The sequence below is a fragment of the Marinobacter sp. genome (assembly GCF_965229985.1).
Taxonomy (GTDB): domain Bacteria; phylum Pseudomonadota; class Gammaproteobacteria; order Pseudomonadales; family Oleiphilaceae; genus Marinobacter.
In genome coordinates this window covers 4,177,332-4,196,403 of the sequence record NZ_OZ245935.1, presented here as the reverse complement: position 1 = coordinate 4,196,403, position 19,072 = coordinate 4,177,332, and the positions used below count along the sequence as shown (strand labels likewise).

23 protein-coding genes and 2 tRNA genes are annotated in these 19,072 nt (G+C 54.0%); 17 read left to right on the top strand and 8 right to left on the bottom strand.

The window, feature by feature from the left end; all coding sequences use genetic code 11:
* Position 1: 1 nt before the first annotated feature.
* The 7 genes from ACO06L_RS19285 to ACO06L_RS19255 all read left to right on the top strand — a co-directional run bounded on the left by ACO06L_RS19285 (position 2) and on the right by ACO06L_RS19255 (position 4,226).
* Positions 2–76: transfer RNA gene (locus tag ACO06L_RS19285), tRNA-Gln, on the top strand.
* 52 nt (positions 77–128) lie between these two features.
* Complete coding sequence (locus tag ACO06L_RS19280; RefSeq protein WP_008176348.1) at positions 129–1,079, top strand: ribose-phosphate diphosphokinase; 951 nt, start codon at positions 129–131, stop codon at positions 1,077–1,079.
* 166 nt (positions 1,080–1,245) lie between these two features.
* A complete protein-coding gene (locus ACO06L_RS19275; RefSeq protein WP_202347085.1) occupies positions 1,246–1,890 on the top strand; it encodes a 50S ribosomal protein L25/general stress protein Ctc in 645 nt (214 codons plus the stop codon).
* A 30-nt stretch (positions 1,891–1,920) separates the two neighbouring features.
* Entirely contained in the window at positions 1,921–2,508 is a 588-nt protein-coding gene (gene pth, locus ACO06L_RS19270; protein WP_202347084.1) for an aminoacyl-tRNA hydrolase, read from the top strand.
* 37 nt (positions 2,509–2,545) lie between these two features.
* Positions 2,546–3,637: a redox-regulated ATPase YchF gene (gene ychF / locus ACO06L_RS19265; protein ID WP_064228294.1), complete on the top strand. Its 1,092-nt coding sequence runs from the start codon at positions 2,546–2,548 to the stop codon at positions 3,635–3,637.
* Between the two features lie 92 nt (positions 3,638–3,729).
* Positions 3,730–3,806 (top strand) — tRNA-Met (locus ACO06L_RS19260).
* A gap of 234 nt (positions 3,807–4,040) precedes the next feature.
* Positions 4,041–4,226: an excalibur calcium-binding domain-containing protein gene (locus ACO06L_RS19255; protein ID WP_320407636.1), complete on the top strand. Its 186-nt coding sequence runs from the start codon at positions 4,041–4,043 to the stop codon at positions 4,224–4,226.
* A gap of 6 nt (positions 4,227–4,232) precedes the next feature.
* On the opposite strand, the gene ACO06L_RS19250 is transcribed toward ACO06L_RS19255, so the two are convergent.
* From ACO06L_RS19250 to ACO06L_RS19235, 4 genes are read right to left on the bottom strand one after another with little or no spacing between them, the layout of a single operon-like run.
* Positions 4,233–4,373 carry a hypothetical protein gene (locus tag ACO06L_RS19250; protein WP_265103191.1) on the bottom strand — a complete coding sequence of 47 codons (141 nt, stop codon included), beginning with the start codon at positions 4,371–4,373 and terminating at the stop codon, positions 4,233–4,235.
* Between the two features lie 38 nt (positions 4,374–4,411).
* On the bottom strand, positions 4,412–4,759 hold the full coding sequence (locus ACO06L_RS19245; RefSeq protein ID WP_202347081.1) for a hypothetical protein: 348 nt from the start codon (positions 4,757–4,759) through the stop codon (positions 4,412–4,414).
* The gene (locus tag ACO06L_RS19240) at positions 4,752–5,192 is read right to left on the bottom strand and encodes a hypothetical protein (RefSeq protein WP_202374532.1); all 441 of its coding nucleotides are present in this window, start codon (positions 5,190–5,192) and stop codon (positions 4,752–4,754) included. Before ACO06L_RS19240 ends, ACO06L_RS19245 begins: the two co-directional genes overlap by 8 nt.
* 2 nt (positions 5,193–5,194) lie before the next feature.
* Positions 5,195–5,404, bottom strand: coding sequence for a hypothetical protein (locus tag ACO06L_RS19235; protein WP_202347079.1), 210 nt, complete (start codon positions 5,402–5,404; stop codon positions 5,195–5,197).
* A gap of 535 nt (positions 5,405–5,939) precedes the next feature.
* Here ACO06L_RS19235 and ACO06L_RS19230 point away from each other — a divergent pair.
* The gene (locus ACO06L_RS19230; protein ID WP_413816175.1) at positions 5,940–6,194 is read left to right on the top strand and encodes an AAA family ATPase; all 255 of its coding nucleotides are present in this window, start codon (positions 5,940–5,942) and stop codon (positions 6,192–6,194) included.
* A complete protein-coding gene (locus ACO06L_RS19225; RefSeq protein WP_202347077.1) occupies positions 6,101–7,660 on the top strand; it encodes an ATP-dependent nuclease in 1,560 nt (519 codons plus the stop codon). The genes ACO06L_RS19230 and ACO06L_RS19225 overlap by 94 nt, the downstream gene beginning before the upstream one ends.
* A gap of 270 nt (positions 7,661–7,930) precedes the next feature.
* Here ACO06L_RS19225 and ACO06L_RS19220 read toward each other — a convergent pair whose 3' ends face one another.
* Positions 7,931–8,341, bottom strand: coding sequence for a hypothetical protein (locus ACO06L_RS19220; RefSeq protein ID WP_202347076.1), 411 nt, complete (start codon positions 8,339–8,341; stop codon positions 7,931–7,933).
* A gap of 251 nt (positions 8,342–8,592) precedes the next feature.
* Between ACO06L_RS19220 and ACO06L_RS19215 the strand changes: the two genes are divergently transcribed.
* Positions 8,593–8,913, top strand: a complete 321-nt coding sequence (locus ACO06L_RS19215; RefSeq protein WP_202347075.1) for a type II toxin-antitoxin system RelE/ParE family toxin — start codon at positions 8,593–8,595, stop codon at positions 8,911–8,913.
* Entirely contained in the window at positions 8,910–9,203 is a 294-nt protein-coding gene (locus ACO06L_RS19210) for a helix-turn-helix domain-containing protein (protein ID WP_202347074.1), read from the top strand. Before ACO06L_RS19215 ends, ACO06L_RS19210 begins: the two co-directional genes overlap by 4 nt.
* 331 nt (positions 9,204–9,534) lie before the next feature.
* Here the strand turns inward: ACO06L_RS19210 and ACO06L_RS19205 are convergent, their stop codons facing one another.
* Together ACO06L_RS19205 and ACO06L_RS19200 are read right to left on the bottom strand one after the other, a co-directional pair.
* Entirely contained in the window at positions 9,535–10,230 is a 696-nt protein-coding gene (locus ACO06L_RS19205; RefSeq protein WP_202347073.1) for a transporter substrate-binding domain-containing protein, read from the bottom strand.
* 231 nt (positions 10,231–10,461) lie between these two features.
* A complete protein-coding gene (locus ACO06L_RS19200; RefSeq protein WP_202347072.1) occupies positions 10,462–11,205 on the bottom strand; it encodes a transporter substrate-binding domain-containing protein in 744 nt (247 codons plus the stop codon).
* Positions 11,206–11,399: 194 nt separating this feature from the next.
* Between ACO06L_RS19200 and ACO06L_RS19195 the strand changes: the two genes are divergently transcribed.
* From ACO06L_RS19195 to ACO06L_RS19170, 6 genes are all read left to right on the top strand, one after another.
* Positions 11,400–11,834 (top strand): PACE efflux transporter, encoded by a 435-nt coding sequence (locus tag ACO06L_RS19195; protein WP_202347071.1) that lies wholly within the window; start codon positions 11,400–11,402, stop codon positions 11,832–11,834.
* 81 nt (positions 11,835–11,915) lie between these two features.
* Positions 11,916–12,104: a hypothetical protein gene (locus ACO06L_RS19190; RefSeq protein WP_227512625.1), complete on the top strand. Its 189-nt coding sequence runs from the start codon at positions 11,916–11,918 to the stop codon at positions 12,102–12,104.
* A gap of 129 nt (positions 12,105–12,233) precedes the next feature.
* Positions 12,234–13,511, top strand: coding sequence for an O-acetylhomoserine aminocarboxypropyltransferase/cysteine synthase family protein (locus ACO06L_RS19185; RefSeq protein ID WP_202347070.1), 1,278 nt, complete (start codon positions 12,234–12,236; stop codon positions 13,509–13,511).
* A gap of 129 nt (positions 13,512–13,640) precedes the next feature.
* Positions 13,641–14,693 carry a lipoyl synthase gene (gene lipA / locus ACO06L_RS19180; protein ID WP_202347069.1) on the top strand — a complete coding sequence of 351 codons (1,053 nt, stop codon included), beginning with the start codon at positions 13,641–13,643 and terminating at the stop codon, positions 14,691–14,693.
* A gap of 9 nt (positions 14,694–14,702) precedes the next feature.
* Positions 14,703–15,923 (top strand): methyl-accepting chemotaxis protein, encoded by a 1,221-nt coding sequence (locus tag ACO06L_RS19175; protein WP_202347068.1) that lies wholly within the window; start codon positions 14,703–14,705, stop codon positions 15,921–15,923.
* A 48-nt stretch (positions 15,924–15,971) separates the two neighbouring features.
* Positions 15,972–18,476 (top strand): efflux RND transporter permease subunit, encoded by a 2,505-nt coding sequence (locus tag ACO06L_RS19170; protein ID WP_202347067.1) that lies wholly within the window; start codon positions 15,972–15,974, stop codon positions 18,474–18,476.
* Positions 18,477–18,602: 126 nt separating this feature from the next.
* Here ACO06L_RS19170 and ACO06L_RS19165 read toward each other — a convergent pair whose 3' ends face one another.
* Positions 18,603–19,067 carry a Spy/CpxP family protein refolding chaperone gene (locus tag ACO06L_RS19165; protein WP_227715876.1) on the bottom strand — a complete coding sequence of 155 codons (465 nt, stop codon included), beginning with the start codon at positions 19,065–19,067 and terminating at the stop codon, positions 18,603–18,605.
* Positions 19,068–19,072: the final 5 nt, after the last annotated feature.

Below are 19,072 nucleotides of genomic sequence, written 5' to 3'. Positions count from 1 at the left end.
CTGGGGTGTCGCCAAGTGGTAAGGCAACGGGTTTTGATCCCGTCATGCGCAGGTTCGAATCCTGCCACCCCAGCCACCTTTCTCCCGCTTCTTCTGAATCAAACGCCGATACTGAGAAGGATGCCGTCGTGTCCAAACTGATGATCTTCGCTGGTAACGCCAACCCTGAACTGGCACAGGCGATTGCCCGCAAACTCCACATTCCCATGGGTCAGGCCACTGTAGGCCGCTTCAGCGACGGAGAAACCACCGTCGAGATCAATGAGAATGTCCGCGGCCATGATGTCTTCATCATTCAGCCGACCTGCTATCCCACCAACGACAACCTGATGGAACTGATCGTGATGGCCGACGCACTTCGCCGTGCTTCCGCTACACGGGTCACCGCCGTTATCCCCTACTACGGATACGCGCGCCAGGATCGCCGGGTACGCTCTACCCGTGTTGCCATCAGCGCCAAGGTGGTAGCCGACATGATTTCCAGCATCGGCGTAGACCGGGTTCTGACCGTCGACCTGCACGCTGATCAGATCCAGGGCTTCTTCGATATTCCGGTGGACAACATCTACGCCACACCGGTCATGCTCGAAGACATCTTCAAGCAGCGCTTCGAGAACTTTGTAGTGGTATCTCCGGACGTTGGCGGCGTGGTTCGTGCCCGTGCCGTGGCCAAGCGCCTGGACGACGCCGATCTCGCCATCATCGACAAGCGTCGCCCGAAGGCGAACGTATCTCAGGTCATGCACATCATTGGTGATGTCAAAGACAAGACCTGTATCCTGGTGGACGACATCATCGATACCGCCGGCACGTTGTGCAAAGCGGCCAACGCCCTGAAAGAACACGGCGCTGCCCGCGTGGTTGCCTACATCACCCACCCGGTTCTCTCCGGCCCGGCCATTGATAACATCAATGCCTCGCAGCTGGATGAGCTCGTGGTCTGCGATACCATCCCGCTGGGTGACAAAGCGCATAATTGTGATAGAATCCGCGTCCTCGGAATGGCCGGACTGCTTGCGGAGTCTATTCGCCGCGTAAGCAACGAAGAGTCCATCAGCGCCATGTTCGAGAATGCCTGAGTGACCTTCCGGTCGTAATATCAAGGCATTACAAGCAGTTACCGGGTCGGGAGCCTACACAGGCTCCCGACCCTTTTAGTCAGCCGGAAAAATCCGGCTTTTCAGAAACATCACCTGATCCAACGCCTGGTCGCGGGCAGTTCAGGTGACGATTGAGGTTATTACCATGTCTCAGGAATTTGTTATCGAAGCATTTCCTCGCGACGATCAGGGGAGAGGTGCGAGCCGCCGCCTGCGTCGTGAGGAGCGTAAAATTCCGGCCATCATCTATGGTGGCGGAAAAGACGCTACTCCGGTTGCCATCTGGCACAACGAGCTGAAAAAAGCTCTGGAAAACGAAGCCTTCTTCTCGCACGTTCTGACCGTTGAGCTGAACGGCAAGAAAGAAAGCGTCATCCTGAAGGATCTGCAGCGTCACCCGTACAAGCCGATCCTGACCCACGCTGACTTCCTGCGCGTCGACAAGGATCACGAGATCCACGTCAACGTACCGCTGCACTTCATCAACGAAGACACCGCACCGGCTATCAAGCTCCACGGCGGCGTAGCGAACCACCAGATCAACGAAGTTGAAGTGATCTGTCTGCCGCAGAACCTGCCCGAGTTCATCGAAGTGGACATGACCACTGTCGAGATGGACCAGGTAGTTCACCTGAGCGATCTGAAACTGCCGAAAGACGTCAAGATTGCCGCCCTGTTCCAGGGTGAAGATCACGACCTGCCTGTAGTGGCTATCCATAAGCCGCGCGGTGCCAAGGCCGACGACGCCGAAGAAGGTGAAGAAGGCGAAGAAGGCGAAGACAAGGAGTAATCACTCCTGCACTGAGGAGGGCAACGGCGAATGGCGCAGGATATTGTCATGGTGGTTGGTCTGGGGAACCCCGGCGCTGACTACGAGAATACCCGCCATAACGCCGGCGCTCTCTTCGTGGAAGCTCTGGCCCGCGCCGCGGGCCAGACGCTCCGCCCCGAAAAGAAATACCACGGGCTCTACGCCCGCATTCAATGGCAGGGCCTGGACCTGCACCTCCTGAATCCCACTACCTTTATGAATCGCAGCGGCCTGGCCATCAAGGCGCTGGCAGATTTCTTCAAGATTCAGCCCCAACAGATTCTGGTTGCCCACGACGAACTCGATCTGCCTCCGGGTACCGCCAAGCTCAAGAAAGGTGGCGGCCACGGCGGACACAACGGCCTGCGTGACACCATTGCTCACCTGGGCACCAACGACTTTCAGAGACTGCGCATCGGCATTGGCCACCCCGGCGACAGCCGCAGGGTAACCGGCTATGTTCTCGGCCGCCTGGGCAAACAGGAAACCGAGGAACTGAACGCAGTGATCGACGAAATCATGCGGGTATTACCGGATGCAGCCTGCGGCAAACTCCCCGCCGCCATGAATCGCCTGCACAGTTTCAAACCGGTATAATCCGCTCAAATTTTTCCAGTACCAGCAGAGGCATTCCATGGGATTTAACTGCGGCATCGTCGGCCTTCCCAACGTCGGCAAATCCACCCTGTTCAACGCACTGACCAAATCCGGCATTGGCGCGGAAAACTTCCCGTTCTGCACCATTGAGCCTAACGCCGGTGTTGTCGCCATGCCTGACCCGCGCCTCAACAAACTGGCGGAGATCGTAAAGCCGGAACGGGTCGTCCCGACCACCATGGAATTCGTCGACATCGCCGGCCTGGTGGCAGGCGCGTCCAAGGGCGAGGGCCTGGGCAACCAGTTCCTCGCCAATATCCGCCAGACCGACGCCATTGCCCATGTGGTGCGCTGCTTTGAAGACGGCAACGTCATTCACGTGGCCAACAAGATAGATCCCGCCTCAGACATCGAAGTAATCAATACTGAGCTGGCTCTGGCCGACCTGGACACCGTTGAGAAAGCCATCAAGCGCGTTCAACGCGTGGCCAAGAGCGGTGACAAGGAAGCCAAGGCCCAGCTGGAGATGTTCGAGAAACTGCTGCCCGTGCTGAACGAGGGCAAACCGGTGCGCAGCATGAATCTGGACAAAGACCAGATGGCCCTGATCCGCGAGCTCTGCCTGCTGACCGTGAAGCCGACCATGTACATTGCCAACGTCAGCGAAGACGGGTTCGAGAACAACCCGCATCTGGACACGGTTCGCAAGATCGCCGAGTCGGAAAATGCCGTGGTTGTGCCTATCTGCAACAAGATAGAGGCCGAAATCTCCGAACTGGAAGACGATGAAAAATCCATGTTCCTGGAAGAAATGGGCATGGAAGAGCCAGGCCTCGACAGGGTTATTCGCGGCGGCTACGGCCTGCTGGGCCTGCAGACCTACTTTACCGCCGGGGTGAAGGAAGTCCGCGCCTGGACCGTAAAAATCGGCGCCACAGCGCCTCAGGCCGCCGGCGTGATCCACACCGACTTCGAGCGTGGATTTATCCGGGCAGAAGTCGTGAGCTACGATGATTTCGTGCAGTACAACGGCGAAGCCGGGGCCAAGGATGCCGGAAAATGGCGCCTGGAAGGCAAGGAATACATCGTAAAAGACGGCGACGTTATCCACTTCCGCTTCAACGTGTAATTTTTCAGGAAAAACTGGGCCCCAAGCCTTGACAGAAAGGGCCCAAATACTGAAAATACGCGCCTCGTTTGGGGCGATGCCCAAAGCGAAATGGCAAGGTAGCTCAGTTGGTTAGAGCACAGCACTCATAATGCTGGGGTCGGCGGTTCGACTCCGCCCCTTGCTACCAAGATTCAAAGGGTTGCGACGCAAGTCGTGACCCTTTTTTTATGGTTGTCCCCTTTTTGTCCCCCGTTGCCCCGGACGGTGTTAATATTCCGCCTACCTCTTTTATCGGAAGCAAGATAACCATAAGGAAGTGACTTTGAAGAACCTCATTCTAATTGCCCTGGTAGCCTTCGGCGCATGGCAGTTCTATCAGTCCAAACAACCCGAAAGCCAACCCACACCAGTGGCTAACCCAATGGCTGAACACAAGGCGTTGATCGACGAAGCCAAACGGGTAACGAGCTTCCAATGTGACGGTCGGCAGCACTGCAGTCAGATGACGTCCAGGTCAGAGGCAGAGTTCTTTATCCGAAACTGCCCAAACACAAAGATGGATGGCGACGGTGACGGCATTCCATGTGAAAACGATTCAAGGTTCTAAGGATTACTAGGACAAGAGTTGAGACACCGGCGATAGCTTCATGGGCGACTCAAGGTGATCCGGCGAGAGGTGCGCGTACTTCATGGTCATGGTGATGTTTCCATGCCCAAGGATGCTCTGAAGCGTGAGGATATCTCCCCCGTTCATCATGTAATGACTGGCGAAGGTGTGCCTGAGGATGCGGGTCAGCTGTTGAGGCGTCGAGTACCCACACCGTTATAGGCAGCCCGGAATGCCGATCGGCAGGGACCGAATAAACGCCCTGGACCAGGTAAAGCATTCTCCAGGATCTGTTCCTGGATCTTCGGCTCGATGGGCACTGCCCTGCTCTTTCCGTTCTTCGTATCCCTGAAGATGACCTTGCCTAAAACAAACCCTGAGTTGATGAGGGTTTCCGCCTCTATCCACCTAGCACCAGTCGCCAGGCAAATCATCGCGCCCGACCAGACAAACTCATTTGAACTCTGCCAGCATTCCTCCAGGAGCTGATTGCACTGCTCGATGGTAAGGAAGGACATTTCACGCTCATTCATCCTGACCTGGAGATGCCCCGCAGGCTCTCAGTTGTTCGCGACGCAGCACGACAGAGCGAGGAAGAACGCCCTTCACACTCTGGTAGTAGTTCAGGTAGGCATCGAGGTTGGCGCGGATCTTCAGGGCCCTGGGGTTGTCGATAAACCGGACGACGTCGCCACCAACCGGTGGTTGGTCGACCTGGGAAAAGACGAAGCGCCAGCCGGCGGCACCGTTGGTGTGATCACCGCCAACCGCCAACCACTGACGGCCTGACTTGCTGACAGCCACGGTTCCAGGTCTCACCATTCTTGCCGGGCCCAGGCGGTCAGAGGACGCGACGAACTCAGAGCCGTTGAAAAAGTAGAAGGTGCAGGAAAGGGTGCGGCCTTTCTGGTGGGCTACACGAACGATGGTCTGGGTCTTTCGACCGACTCGGTTCAGGGGCTTCATGGTCAAACCTCCTCTTCTTCCATCTGTTCCAGGAGACGGGGAATGTTGACCATGCGGTGACGACCGATCTTGTGGGTCAGGATGTAGGCGCGCTTGATCCAGCCCTCTACTACGCCCTGGTCTACGCGGACCCAATCGGCGAACTCGCGCCAGTCCATAAGTGGAGGCCAGTTAAGCTGTTTAATGCGTTCGGCTAGTTGTTCATCTATCATGGTCAAGGTCCGAAACCGTCAAAAACGGACTTTAAAGCACAACATTGGTAGTTCAATATTTTAACTACGACCCGAATATCAAACTGAACGCGACAGGTAAATAATTTACCTCGCCCAACTTCGCCTGTTTTTTAGATCAATATGTAATCGATAGAAGATAGAGCTAAGCAATTAATATCTAAGGCAGGCTTTGATCGCTTAATCAGAGAAAGCGAGATTGGTCACGCCAGATGGAAAAGCGTTCGGTACAGAAACATCAGGATCAGCACAAATGAACTGAGGTCTTACAGCAAATATTTCCTGAGTACGCTCTATGGCTAATCAGTGGAAAAATCGCGCCAGAAGTAGGACAAACTAGCCCCGAATACGATGAAGTGAAATCAAAGTTAGACAGTCAAGCCGAGGGATAGCAGTAACGAAAAAAGTCATGGAAAGATGGTTCCACGATCGGTAGACGTGAAAAAGGCACTCATCAGCAGCACCGGGGGAAGTCTTCAGTGCTCTCAGAAAAAAAGTATCAAAATACACTCTCAGGATGGACAGTGAGCAAAACGTCATGGATTACCTTTCAGTCAAGATAACCAATTACAAGTGCTTCACTAAAGAATCCGGATTTGATGATATAAGAAGAGTAAATCTGATAGTAGGGCGAAACAACTCTGGAAAGTCGTCACTCATTGATATAATAGAAGCGACTTGCAAAAAAATTTTGAATTTCCTCAATCCACCTGGAGAAAGGGGCAACACCCACAGGTTCTATTCTCCAAAAAGCTACAAGAATCAGAAATAAATGCTACCTTTCCGCAAGGTACACATGGAGGAAAGATAGGGCGAAACCACCGGGAGTATGGTGCACAGTATCTTGGAAGGAAAATAAAGTTTCTCAGAAAAGGAAGGTCGCCAGGAGGCTCGCTCAGCTCTGATCTGATTGAAGTAGATGACACTGGGATAACTCCGCCTCTAAAGAATAGCGACAACTACGAACAAAAAATTTGCCAACATTTGAAGATATTTTTAGAAGGCAAGCTATTCAAACGCCTTCAGGCAGAAAGGGACATCGCTCCAGAAAAAGCGCAAATTGGAAATTTAGGATTCCAGAGCAATGGAATTGGCTTAACCAACACCATACAGTCTTTTATTAATCTTTCAAGCCTTCCATCTAACTTAGTCGAAATAGACTTACTTAATGCTATAAATTCTGTATTTTTACAGGATGCACACTTCACAGACATTGTGTGCCAATTACATGAAAACGACACGTGGGAAATATTCTTAGAGGAAGAAGAAAAAGGGCGAATAGCTCTATCACAATCGGGGAGTGGCCTTAAAACTGTAATTCTAGTCATATCAAGCCTAATCCTCGCCCCTCACATTGAAAAAAAGCCATTAAAAGACTTTGTTTTTGCTTTCGAAGAGCTTGAAAACAACATTCACCCAGCCCTCCTTAGGCGTTTAAACGAGTATGTTTATATGGCCGCGCTTGAACACGATTTTGTATATTTTCTCACAACGCACTCGAACACGCTAATAGATCAATTTAGCAAACAGTCTGATGCCCAAATAGTACATGTAAAGCATGCAAATGGAGAATCTTTCACGGAGACTGCAACAACTTATATCCACAACAATGGAATACTGGACGACCTTGATATTCGCGCCAGTGACTTACTTCAATCTAACGGCATTATATGGGTTGAGGGGCCGTCTGATCGAATTTACCTTAACAGATGGATCGAATTGTGGAGCAAAGGCGAACTCAAAGAAGGGACACACTATCAAATTATATTTTATGGAGGTCGACTTTTGTCTCACCTTTCAGGAATAACACCAGATGAACGTGAAGAAGGGATATCAATCCTCAACACAAATAGAAATGCGATAATTATTATCGACAGTGACAAAAGAAACCAACAGACCCCAGTCAATTCTACAAAAAGAAGAATCGAGTCAGAGTTTAAAAAGATTGGAGCGCTATGCTGGATAACAAAAGGAAAAGAAATCGAAAACTATATACCTGAGAATGCTTCAAAGGCTTTTTTTGAAAGTGAAAGAATTACGCCTACCGAAAAATACGCCGACTACTTCTCTCACATAAATGGTTTCAAGAAAGGCCTCGGAGACAAGTATAGAAAACAGAAGAGCGTCCTTGCAGAGAACATTATTAAGCACATGGAAATACAGGACCTAAAGAATGTTCTTGATCTAGATGAGAAAATGACTGAGGTATGTAGAATAGTGAAGAAGTGGAATCGGTAAAACATAAAGGAGCAGTCCCACCTCAAGCGCGGCTACTTGCAAAAACGTCGACTCGGTTTAGGATGTCCCCTTGCCTACCGCCATGTACTTTAGTGGCGGTTAACGACTGGACAGAATACGCAAGTAGCTGATTTTTAAAACCTGTGCACTTTAATGAACGCCTCACACAGGTCTGATAAAGCTGGAACGACTACTTTGCACGGTTCCGAATCGGCCCCTGACTTCAGGGGTCCCGTTTTGATACCAGAGGGGCAAAAGCGAAGCTCAGTTTTAAAGACTCCACAGCGCATTCTTGTCATAACTCTTGTCTAGGGTAACTGCAGTTTTACTACTTAATTCAATTATCTCGGCAGTCCATTCATTCTTACCCGATCGAATCAGTAGTAGTTGATACTCCTCGCCGGCTACGGCCTCAAATTCCAGTGTAAGACGGCCAGAGGCTACTAGGCCCCAATTGGCTTTTACTCCGACAGAAGCAACACCAGGCAAAAATCTATACGTGTCTATGAGTCCAACACCTCGCCATTTTCCGTTTATCCTCTCGACTAACAGCCCGTCGTCAACATGGAGAACCCCCAGTTCAGAATCAGGTCTTTCTGGACCAGAGAACTGATTCTGGGTAGCGCATCCGGCTAACAGAAAAACGACCATCACCACTGAGAAGAATTTTACAGACGACATTTCCAATCCCTTTGATTAACCACATTGACTGCGTCACGCATGTTCTTGGCACAACTGCATAGCTTTACAGATAAGTTGATACCACTAAATAGTACGACTCCACAAAAAAACAGGGGACAAGCAGACGTTCCAGGGTTAACGGTTTTCTTTTCCCACCATAGATTAAGGAGGACATGCCTTATTCCATACAAATATTTCTCACCGGCACAGGTTATCATTTATGATAACAATCCAAGGAAATGGGAGACCGAATGGTTTGGGAAATCGAGCTTTACGGAAAGGTAGACGAAGACCTGGCAGCAATGCCAGCCAAAATTCAGGCGAGAATGATTAGCCTGATGGAGCTGATGGAGAAGCACGGCGCCAATCTTGGGGAGCCGCACACAAAGCCGCTGGGTGATGAGCTGTTCGAAATCCGGGCCAAGGCGAAAGAGGGGATCGGCAGAGGCATCTTCTGCTACATGCAGGGAAAACGAATCGTCATTCTGCACGTATTCGTGAAGAAAGATCAGAAGACACCTAAGAAAGACCTGGAGCTGGCGAAAGAGCGGTTAAAGGAGGTCAGGAAATGAAAAGCTTTAACGACTTTAAGAAGAAGGCACTGGAAAACCCCGAAGTCCGGAGGGAGTACGACGCACTCCAGGACGAGTTCAACCTCATTGATCAGCTGGTCACCATGAGAACGTCGGCTGGTCTTACCCAGGAGGAGGTTGCCAACAAGCTGGGCACCAATAAGAGCAACATTTCCCGGCTTGAGCATGGCAAGGGCAACCCGAGCTGGAGCACCCTTAACAAATACGCTGCTGCCTGTGGTTTTCGGGTAAAGCTGGAGGCCGTTGAAGACAACCGGGCATCGGCTTGAGGTCGGTTGCCCCCTAGCCTACCGCCGTGTACCTTAATGCCCGTTAACGGCTGGACAGAACACGCAAGCAGCTGATTTTGAACGCCTGTGTCCTTTACTGTACGCCTCACACAGGTCTCATAGTGCTGGGGTCGGCGGTTCGACCGGAGCACGCAGCGCGTGCGGAGGAACGTCGGAGCGACGCGACGACGGCCCGAAGGGTGAGGCCGCAGGCCCGAGTACTCCGCCCCTTGCTACCAAGATTCAAAGGGTTGCGATTCACGTCGTGACCCTTTTTGTTGGTTGACTACAAATTGACTACAGCAAGACAACTTGCCCTTCAAACCACCCTTTAGCGGCTGGATAACATTCCGTTCTCTGGGCGACAGGCCTCAACGGCGTGCATGATCCGAAAGGACACATTGGTCAGTTCATGGCGCGGTGAAATATACATTGAGGCAGAAAGCTCTCCAGCCTTTTGAATAACCGCTTCTTTAGCTCGCTCTCCCAGCACATCGTCTACCAGTATCGAGGGAATCACGGAAGCGTCCACCCTTCCACGCTCTAGCATCGGAACCAGTTGTGACCAGCTGGTCACCTCTTCGATCAATGAAGCCGATTCAGGGATGAATAAGTGGCCCACAAAGCCTCTCACAATGCCAAAGCGCAGACTCGTGTTGCCCGAAACCTCAGGCAAGGGCTTGAAAGAGACATAGGCATATTCGGCACGAATCAACTCACCTGCAAATATCAGGGACTCATCACGATCGGGCGTCCTTGCCAAAGGTAGCAAAGCATCCAGGTGCCCCCTTTCCAGGTAATACAGACCTCTCTTCAAAGGTATAGAAACGTATTGAGGTTCCAGACCCGAGGTCTCAAAGACACACGTGTAAAGCGAGGACAGGGAGCCGCTAAGATGGCCCTCGGAATGATCCACCAGTCCAGAAACCCCTTCGCTGATGCCAACCCGAATTATATTTTCTGCAACCGACAAATCTGAAAAACAGAGGAACACGAAAAGAATTGGAATAAAACGACTTGGAATCAAAAACCGAACTCCCACTCAGCGCAAAACAAGCCTTCCATTGGTGAAATAAGGAACAGAGCTTATAGAGAATTGTTAACAATCACACTATAGATGAGAATCATTTTGAATAAGCACTCATGATTAAAACTTACACAATTTTTTACATTGATCGGGATTAAGAGGCGAGATCAACCACTGGAGACAACCTGACCAGGTCACCTCTCCGATGGCGAGACTTTCAAAATGGCGTAGTCAGTTCTTTGAATCACGGCTTCTCTGAGGAATATCCCATCCCCCCTGATTCTGCTCGGCAATGAACCGGCATTCTCTTATTGCCTCCCTGAGATCTTGCGTCAAATCACTGTCATCCACGCGATGGGAAATATACATGGACAGATCTACCCAGGCGGCCGTCCTGTCAAAGTATGGATTGTCATAACCCGCCATGTAGGTGTCGATGAGCGCCCATGGCAGAACTACAACATCCACACGTCCTCGTTTGAGCAGTTCAACAGCCTGCGCCCAATCAGACACATCAATAACCTGAGGGTCATCACCTCTCAAAAGCTTGTCACCAACGAACTTGCGGACAAATGCGAACCGGAGACCTGTCAGACTATCTAATGGTGGGAGATCCTCGATCAGAAGATAGACATACTCTGTCTGGAACAACAGACCGCCAAAGTCGGCATACTCATCCCTATCGGAAGTTTGCACCAGCGGTAGTCCGGCGGCTATTCCACCTTTCTTGAGGCGATAAAGCATCTGCGCGAGCGGCATTTCCAGAAACCTGAAGTCACCCTCAACACGGTTGAAAACGCACCGGTAATAAGGAGAGAAGCGGCCAACCAGCTCACCGTCGGAGACTGCAATTTCACGCTCGATGCCCTCGAAAACCCCTATAGTGTATGGATCTTTCGACGAAGCGAAGGATACGGTCGAGGCGAGCAAAATAGTTATAATCGAGGCAAGCCTGAACGGAAGTAGCCTATCCATGAAATCACCTCCAAGACACGTTAGTCCCTACGTGCTGTACGAGCAGTAAAACAATACGGGTCAACCTGTCATCGTTATGACCAACTCACCCTGAATATAGTTGTTAAAATCAATTTCGCATCCAGTTCCTGGGGACGACCCCACCCTTTCCGGGCAGTGAACGCGGGACGACCCGCCTTCGTACAAGACTTGCTATGAGATCAACCAAAGACAGAGTTCGCCAGGCTATTTCCTTTGAGGTTATCGGCCTGCTTCTTTCCGTTCCCCTCGCAGCCATGACATTCGGGTTCGATATGGGAAAAACAGGAGTTCTCGGTGTGGTGGGCGCCACCATCGCAACCGTCTGGAACTATGTGTTCAACCTGGGGTTCGATCACGGACTGAACCACTTTACTGGTTCAACCCGTAAATCAATTCGAGTCCGGTTCCTTCATGCGGTGAGCTTCGAGCTTGGTCTGATGTTGATTCTCCTGCCGATTATTGCCTGGTGGATGGGTATCGGTCTGCTGGAGGCTTTGATTGTGGATGTGGCGTTCGTGGTGTTCTATCTGGTGTATGCGTTCGTATTCACCTGGTGCTACGACACCATATTTCCTGACACGGACGCCAAGAAATCCAACGTCACTTAAACAAACTTTGACAATCCTGGGGCCAGGAGTCGGATAGGATAGAGACTTCTCCCGAATGCGTTTTTAAGGCTGTATCGCATTATGAAATCCCGCCATGCACTCACGGTGTTCCTGGCCGTTGTTCTGGTTCCCATTGCCCTTGGGTTCGCTGGCGCGAGCGTGAAGGCAGCCATCCTGTCGATCAGCGTTTTCTGGGCCTGCCTGGGAATATTTTTCTATCCATCCATCAGCGACTATCTCAAGGCTGAAAAGAGGCAGCGCGACGACTAGCGCCTCATACGCTTCGCCTCAATCCGTTTCTCTTTCAACCAGGCTGCAACGATCCTCTCACAACAAACTCTGTGGCATACTCACGGGCTGAAACCCACAAAGAACAACACACCAGCAAGGACCGTTGACATGAAACCGGAAACCCTCGCGCTGCACGCAGGCTTCAAAAGCGATCCCACTACCCGGGCGGCAACCACGCCGATTTACCAGACCACGTCCTACACCTTTGACGACACCCAGCACGGTGCCGATCTGTTTGACCTGAAGGTTCAGGGCAACATCTACACCCGCATCATGAACCCCACCAACGCGGTTCTGGAAGAGCGGATGGCAGAACTGGAAGGCGGTGTTGGCGCCCTGGCCGTAGCCTCCGGCATGGCCGCCATCACCTATGCCCTGCAGACCATCTGCAAGGTGGGCAATAACATCGTCAGTACCAGCCAGCTCTATGGCGGCACCTACAACCTGTTTGCCCACTCCCTGCCGAACCAGGGCATTGAGTGCAAGATGGTTCGCCATGATGATTTCGATGCCGTGGAAAAGGCTATTGATGAGAACACCCGCGCGCTGTTCTGCGAGTCCATCGGTAACCCGGCGGGCAACGTGGTCGACATCCAGCGCTGGGCCGAGATTGCCCACAAGCACGGCATTCCGCTGATGGTGGACAACACCGTTGCCACGCCGTTCCTGTGCCGCCCCATCGAGCACGGTGCCGATATCGTGATCCACTCGCTCACCAAATACATCGGCGGCCACGGCACCACTGTCGCCGGCGTGGTGGTGGATTCCGGCAAGTTTGACTGGAAAGCCAGCGCCGACAAGTTCCCGATGCTGAACGAGCCGGACCCGTCCTACCACGGCGTGGTCTACACCGACGCCCTCGGCCCCGCCGCCTTCATTGGCCGCTGCCGCGTGGTCCCACTGCGCAATACCGGTGCCGCCCTGGCGCCGTTCAATGCGTTCCTGATCATGCAGGGTCTGGAAACCCTGGCGCTGCGAATGGAACGTCATTGTGAAAACGCAGAGAAAGTCGCCAACTTCCTGCAGGACCACCCCTCTGTAGAGTGGGTCAATTACGCGACCCTGGCCAACAGCCCCTATAAGGCCACGTGTGACAAGATCTGTGGTGGTAAAGCGTCCGGCATTCTGAGCTTCGGCATCAAAGGTGGCCGGGAAGCCGGGGCAAAGTTCATTGATGCCCTGGAGCTGATCCTGCGCCTGGTGAATATCGGTGACGCCAAGTCCCTGGCCTGTCATCCGGCCACCACCACCCACCGCCAGCTGAACCCTGAGGAACTGAAGAGTGCCGGGGTGAGCGAGGATCTGGTGCGGCTGTCCATTGGCATTGAGCATGTCGACGACATCATTGCCGACATTACCCAGGCCCTGGACAAAGCCCAGGCTTGATAACGGTCAACCGGGTACGACCAATGTCGTGCCCGGCACCCCCGTGATTGCCCCTATCTGTCTTGTATCTCCCCCGCCAGCCCATTACTCTTTAGAGTTCTCCATACCCGAATCAAGAGTCCGGTTGCAATGAGCGACAGCGCAAAAACCCGCATTACCAGTGGTTCCAAATTCCGCAATGAACATGGCTTCTCGGCCATCAAGGACGGCGTCAAGCGGTCATCAAAGCAGGAAGCCACATCAGCGGAGAAGCCTGAGCGGAAGCCCAAATGGCTGCGGGCACGCATGCCCGGAGGCGAGCGCTATGAGGCTGTGCGCAAGAATGTCAGTGAGCACCGGTTGAGCACCGTCTGCCAGGAGTCCCATTGCCCCAACATCGGTGAGTGCTGGACCGCCGGCACTGCCACCATCATGGTAATGGGCTCTGTGTGTACCCGTGCCTGCAAATTCTGCGCGGTGGACACCGGCAACCCGAAAGGCTGGCTGGATCATGAAGAGCCGGAGAACACTGCCAAGTCCGTAGAGCTCATGGGCCTTCGCTACATTGTGCTTACCTCGGTAGACCGTGACGACCTCGACGACGGCGGCGCTGCGCACTACGCCGCCTGTGTGTCCGCCATCAAACAGTGCACTCCCGAAGTCGCTGTTGAAGCACTGACGCCGGATTTTGATGCCGTCATGTCTGACGTCGAGAAGGTTGTGGACTCCGGGCTGGATGTCTTCGCCCAGAACGTGGAAACCGTCAAACGGCTGACCAGCCGGGTCCGTGATCCGCGCGCGGGTTATGAGAAAACCCTGCGGGTTCTGGAACACGCCAAGAAACACCGTCCGGATGTGCTCACCAAGACCAGCCTGATGCTGGGTCTTGGTGAAACTGAAGAGGAAATCCTGGAAACCATGGACGACCTGCGCGCCATCGGTGTGGATATCCTGACCCTGGGCCAGTACCTGCGCCCCACGCCGAATCACCTGCCGGTGGAACGCTACGTCACCCCGGAAGAATTCAACCGTTACCGGGAAATCGGCCTGGAGAAGGGCTTCATGGAAGTACCCTCCGGCCCTATGGTCCGCTCCAGCTACCGGGCCGATAAGGTATTCGATAAAAACAATCTTGGTCTCGCCGTGCCCGAGGTTCCCCAAACCTCCAATGCCATGCAGATTCCGGTGAAGGCCATCGACTGAGAACAATTCATGCTGACACTGCTGCGAAATGCCCGGCTGAAGTACAAATTCTGGTTACTGAACATTGTCGTTTTCGCAGTTCTCTGCTTACTGGTTCTGTACGCCATGCACACCATTGCCGGGCAGACCGGCAAAACCTTCGATCAGGTCTTCGCTGATACGGCGCCCGGCTTTGCGCTGGTGGTGGCGGTACTCATGGTGCTCGAGATGGCCGGCTCCCAATTGCTGATTTCGTTTATCGAACGCCACGTGAACCGCCTGAAAGACACCATGGTCGACGTTCAGGCATCGGGCAATCTGAGCCAGAGGGCGGTGGTGGACTCCACGGACGAAATCGGCGAAATGGCCAGCGCCTTCAATGCCATGCAGGACCGCACCGTGGGCGTGGTCCGAAGCATGAAGGAAGCCACAGAACGGCTGCACCGGGAAGTCGAGGAACTCACCTCGGCCTCCGAAGCCCGCCGGGATGATCTTGGCCGCCAACAGCAAGGCGCCGACCGGTCCGCGGAAGTCATCGAAACCATGCTGCAGAGCTTCACCGGCATCGCCGAACAGGCCGGAATTGCCAAGACTCTCTCCCACGAGGCGAGCGATGCCGCTCGCGACGGCAGCACCCGTGTCGGACAGAGCGCCGACAGCATCCGCAAGCTTGCCGATGTGGTGCGCAATTCCGCCAGCAGCGTCGAAGCCCTGGCCGAAAACAGCCATGAAATCAGCCACGCCATTACCGAGATCCGGGGTATTGCCGAACAGACCAATCTGCTGGCCCTGAACGCCGCGATCGAGGCGGCACGGGCCGGCGAACAGGGCCGAGGGTTTGCCGTGGTTGCCGATGAAGTCCGCAAACTGGCCCAGCGGGTTCAGGACTCCACCGATCAGATTCAGGGCACCATTGATCGGCTCCTAAGCGCCATCAACACCGCAGTGAACCAGATGACCGGCAGCTCCGAGGATGCCACCCGCTGCGTCGAGGAATCCGAAGAAGGCCGCCGTGCCCTGGAAGCCATCAATGAAGTGGTCAGCCGGATCGATCATACCAACCAGGAAATCGCCAACGTTTCTGCGGAACAGACCGCCGGCACCGACGACGTGCTGGCCAACGTCCAGGGCATTCGCGAGACCACCCAGAACATGGTGACCCAACTTGCCGAGAGCGCAGATATGAGTCGCCGCCTGAAAAAGCTGATCGATTCCCTGGAAGAAGCCTCGTCAAAGGTCACGGTTCACTGAGGTTTATGGCACACTCTGCACTCGTTTGAACTGGCAGAGTAGTTGTTCATGAATCGTCTTCGCACCCTGTATGACCGCCTGATTTTTCCGCATCCCTTTATTATCCTCGCGGCCTTTGCCCTGTTACTGGCCCTCGCCGCCTTCAAGTTTGGCGAATTCCGGCTGGATGCTTCCGCCGAGTCCCTGGTGCTGGAAAACGACCGCTCCCTTGAACAGTACCGCCAGGTAAACCGCCGCTTCACCACCTCCGACGATTTCCTGATCGTCACCTATACACCCGAAGGCGAGCTGTTCTCTGAAGATGGCCTGGCCAGGTTGGGCGCGTTGCGTGATGAACTGCAAGGCCTGGAAGCCGTAGGCACCACCAACAGCATCCTGAACGTACCCCTGCTCCACAGCCCGGATCTGACACTGGATACCGTGGACAGCGAGATCAAGACCCTGGACGAACACGATGTGGCTCCAGATACCGCCCGCCAGGCGCTGCTGAACAATCCGCTCTACCCCAACCTGCTGATCAGTGAAGACGGTCGCACCACGGCGATACAGGTCAATCTACCAACGCCGGATCGTTATTTTGAGCTGCTGAGAAAGCGCAACGATCTGCGAGACAAGGCCGACGCCGGTGAAGCCTCCGAAGCCGAGCTGGCAGAACTGGAACAGGTAAAACAGAAATTCATCGACTTTACCGAAACCCTCGGTGTAGAGCGCGATGCCACCATCCGCACCGTTCGCTCCATCCTGGACAACTACCGGGATGATGCCGAAATCCACCTGGGCGGCGTGCCCATGATCGTGGCGGACATGATCCGTTTCATCGAAAACGACCTGTCGACCTTCGGGCTCGGAGTGCTCGCGTTTCTGCTACTGACTTTGGCCATCATCTTCCGGCAGTGGCGCTGGGTGCTGGTGCCACTATTGTGCTGCGGCTTCACGGTCTGGCTGATGATTGGCTTCCTGGGCTGGGCCCAGTGGCCGGTGACGGTGATCTCCTCCAACTTTATCTCCCTGCTGCTGATCATGACCCTGTCGCTCACCATCCACTTGATCGTGCGCTACCGGGAATTCCAACACGACGATCCTGAGGCCAGCCCGAGAGATACCTTGCGCAACACCGTGATGGCGATGATCAAGCCCTGCTTCTACATGGCCATCACCACCATCGTCGCCTTCGGCTCACTCACCTTCAGCGGCATTCGCCCTGTCATCGATTTCGGCTGGATGATGACCCTGGGCCTGACAGTGGCTTTCCTTATTACCTTCGTCATATTCCCGGCCCTGCTGACCCTGCTGCCACCGCCACTGGACAGCCGCGTAACTTCTGACCGGATTCCCTTCACCGATGCCTTTGCCAGGTTCACGGAACACTTCGGCAAGACGGTTCTGGTCGGATCCGGAGTGATTGCCGTGCTCTGCGTTATCGGCCTGAGCAAGTTGACGGTGGAAAACAGCTTCATCGACTATTTCAAATCGTCCACCGAAATCCATCAGGGCATGATCACCATCGACAACCGCCTGGGCGGCACCACGCCCCTGGACGTGGTCATCACCGACGATCCGCCACCGGAAGGCGCGAGCGGCGGCGACCCGTTTGCCAGTGACTGCGACCCGTTCGTGGAGGACTGCGGTGCCGACGAGGAATACCGGGATACCTGGTACACCTACCAGAAAATGGAAGAACTGGAAGCCGTGCACAAGTACCTGGACGGATTACCGGAAACCGGCAAGGTGCTGTCGATCAACACAACGCTGGATATCCTCGCCAGGATCAATCAGGGCGAGCCCCTGGATGCCCTGGAGCTGGCGTTTGTTCCCGCTGCGGTGCCCGATGACCTGCAGGACACCCTGCTGACGCCCTATATATCTGAGGAACACGACCAGGCGAGATTTAGCATCCGGATCCTGGAAACCATGCCGGAACTGCGTCGACAGGAGCTGCTGAACCGCATCCATAATCACCTGACCACGGAACTGGGCTACTCGGAGGATCAGGTGCTCTTTGCCGGCATGACCGTGATGTACAACAACATGCTGCAAAGTCTGTTCGATTCCCAGATCAAGACCATCGGCGTGGTCTTCGCCGCCATCATGGTAATGTTCCTGATCCTGTTCCGTTCCCTGAAACTGGCCCTGATCGGCATCGCCCCCAACCTGATCGCCGCCGGCTCCGTGCTCGGTCTGATGGGCTGGCTCGGAATCCCGCTGGATATGATGACCATCACCGTGGCGGCCATCACCGTGGGCATTGCCGTGGACGACACCATCCACTACATCCACCGCTTCAAAACCGAATTCCAGAAAGACGGCGACTACATCGCCACCATGCACCGCTGCCACCGGAGCATCGGCCAAGCCATGTTCTTTACCTCGCTGACCATCATCTCCGGGTTCTCGATACTGGTGCTGTCCAACTTCATCCCGACCATCTACTTCGGGTTGTTTACGGGGTTTGCCATGTTCATGGCTCTGGTTGGGGCTCTTACCTTGCTTCCCCGGCTGATTGTTCTGGTTAAGCCCTTTGGCTTGGGTGGGGCTTCGGGCTTGGGCTCCTAGCCTTTCGGTTTCGGGGGTGGCTCCACACCCCTGTTCCTCCCGCCAAACCAGCAGGCTAGGGGCACAAAAAAAGGGCCACACCAAAAGATGCGGCCCTTCTCAAATCCAGCTAGAGGGAAAGCAGGATCACTGCATGCCCTGACCTTGCCCCTGCTGCATCTGCTGTTGCATCTGACGACGCTGCTGCATTTGCTGTTGCATCTGCTGCATACGCTTGTCCAACTCGTCGCGCTGCTCCTGGGTAAACACGCTGTCGACCTTCGCCTGCATCAGAGTGGACAGAGCCGCGATCTCGCCAGTCACATCGCCCAGTTCTTCGGCCTGCTCGCGAATAGCGGCTTCATCAAAGTCTGATTTGATCTCACCCTGCATCTGCTGCTGCAGCGCACGGGCTTCCTGACGAAGCTCACCGATTTCGCCTTGCATCTCGTCGACGATGGCACGGATTTCAGTTTGCTGATCTTCGGTCAGCCCTACCATCTGTGCCAGCTGGTCAACCTGATCAGGCTGGCCGCCGGATTGCTGGGCCACGGCCGGGACCGAAAGGCTCAGGGCGACCAGGGCAGTACCAAACAGTTTTACAAGCTTCATAAATG

Bases quoted from the DNA above. Each gene is read 5' to 3' on its own strand.
- ACO06L_RS19190 (WP_227512625.1), top strand. From the start codon at position 11,916: ATGAAATCCCGCCATGCACTCACGGTGTTCCTGGCCGTTGTTCTGGTT.
- pth (WP_202347084.1), top strand. From the start codon at position 1,921: ATGGCGCAGGATATTGTCATGGTGGTTGGTCTGGGGAACCCCGGCGCT.
- ACO06L_RS19245 (WP_202347081.1), bottom strand. From the start codon at position 4,759: ATGAATGAGCGTGAAATGTCCTTCCTTACCATCGAGCAGTGCAATCAG.
- ACO06L_RS19275 (WP_202347085.1), top strand. From the start codon at position 1,246: ATGTCTCAGGAATTTGTTATCGAAGCATTTCCTCGCGACGATCAGGGG.
- ACO06L_RS19200 (WP_202347072.1), bottom strand. From the start codon at position 11,205: ATGGATAGGCTACTTCCGTTCAGGCTTGCCTCGATTATAACTATTTTG.
- ACO06L_RS19240 (WP_202374532.1), bottom strand. From the start codon at position 5,192: ATGAAGCCCCTGAACCGAGTCGGTCGAAAGACCCAGACCATCGTTCGT.
- ACO06L_RS19235 (WP_202347079.1), bottom strand. From the start codon at position 5,404: ATGATAGATGAACAACTAGCCGAACGCATTAAACAGCTTAACTGGCCT.
- ACO06L_RS19195 (WP_202347071.1), top strand. From the start codon at position 11,400: ATGAGATCAACCAAAGACAGAGTTCGCCAGGCTATTTCCTTTGAGGTT.
- ACO06L_RS19165 (WP_227715876.1), bottom strand. From the start codon at position 19,067: ATGAAGCTTGTAAAACTGTTTGGTACTGCCCTGGTCGCCCTGAGCCTT.
- ACO06L_RS19220 (WP_202347076.1), bottom strand. From the start codon at position 8,341: ATGTCGTCTGTAAAATTCTTCTCAGTGGTGATGGTCGTTTTTCTGTTA.
- ACO06L_RS19185 (WP_202347070.1), top strand. From the start codon at position 12,234: ATGAAACCGGAAACCCTCGCGCTGCACGCAGGCTTCAAAAGCGATCCC.
- ACO06L_RS19215 (WP_202347075.1), top strand. From the start codon at position 8,593: ATGGTTTGGGAAATCGAGCTTTACGGAAAGGTAGACGAAGACCTGGCA.
- lipA (WP_202347069.1), top strand. From the start codon at position 13,641: ATGAGCGACAGCGCAAAAACCCGCATTACCAGTGGTTCCAAATTCCGC.
- ychF (WP_064228294.1), top strand. From the start codon at position 2,546: ATGGGATTTAACTGCGGCATCGTCGGCCTTCCCAACGTCGGCAAATCC.
- ACO06L_RS19250 (WP_265103191.1), bottom strand. From the start codon at position 4,373: ATGAACGGGGGAGATATCCTCACGCTTCAGAGCATCCTTGGGCATGGA.
- ACO06L_RS19255 (WP_320407636.1), top strand. From the start codon at position 4,041: ATGGCTGAACACAAGGCGTTGATCGACGAAGCCAAACGGGTAACGAGC.
- ACO06L_RS19210 (WP_202347074.1), top strand. From the start codon at position 8,910: ATGAAAAGCTTTAACGACTTTAAGAAGAAGGCACTGGAAAACCCCGAA.
- ACO06L_RS19170 (WP_202347067.1), top strand. From the start codon at position 15,972: ATGAATCGTCTTCGCACCCTGTATGACCGCCTGATTTTTCCGCATCCC.
- ACO06L_RS19230 (WP_413816175.1), top strand. From the start codon at position 5,940: ATGGACAGTGAGCAAAACGTCATGGATTACCTTTCAGTCAAGATAACC.
- ACO06L_RS19175 (WP_202347068.1), top strand. From the start codon at position 14,703: ATGCTGACACTGCTGCGAAATGCCCGGCTGAAGTACAAATTCTGGTTA.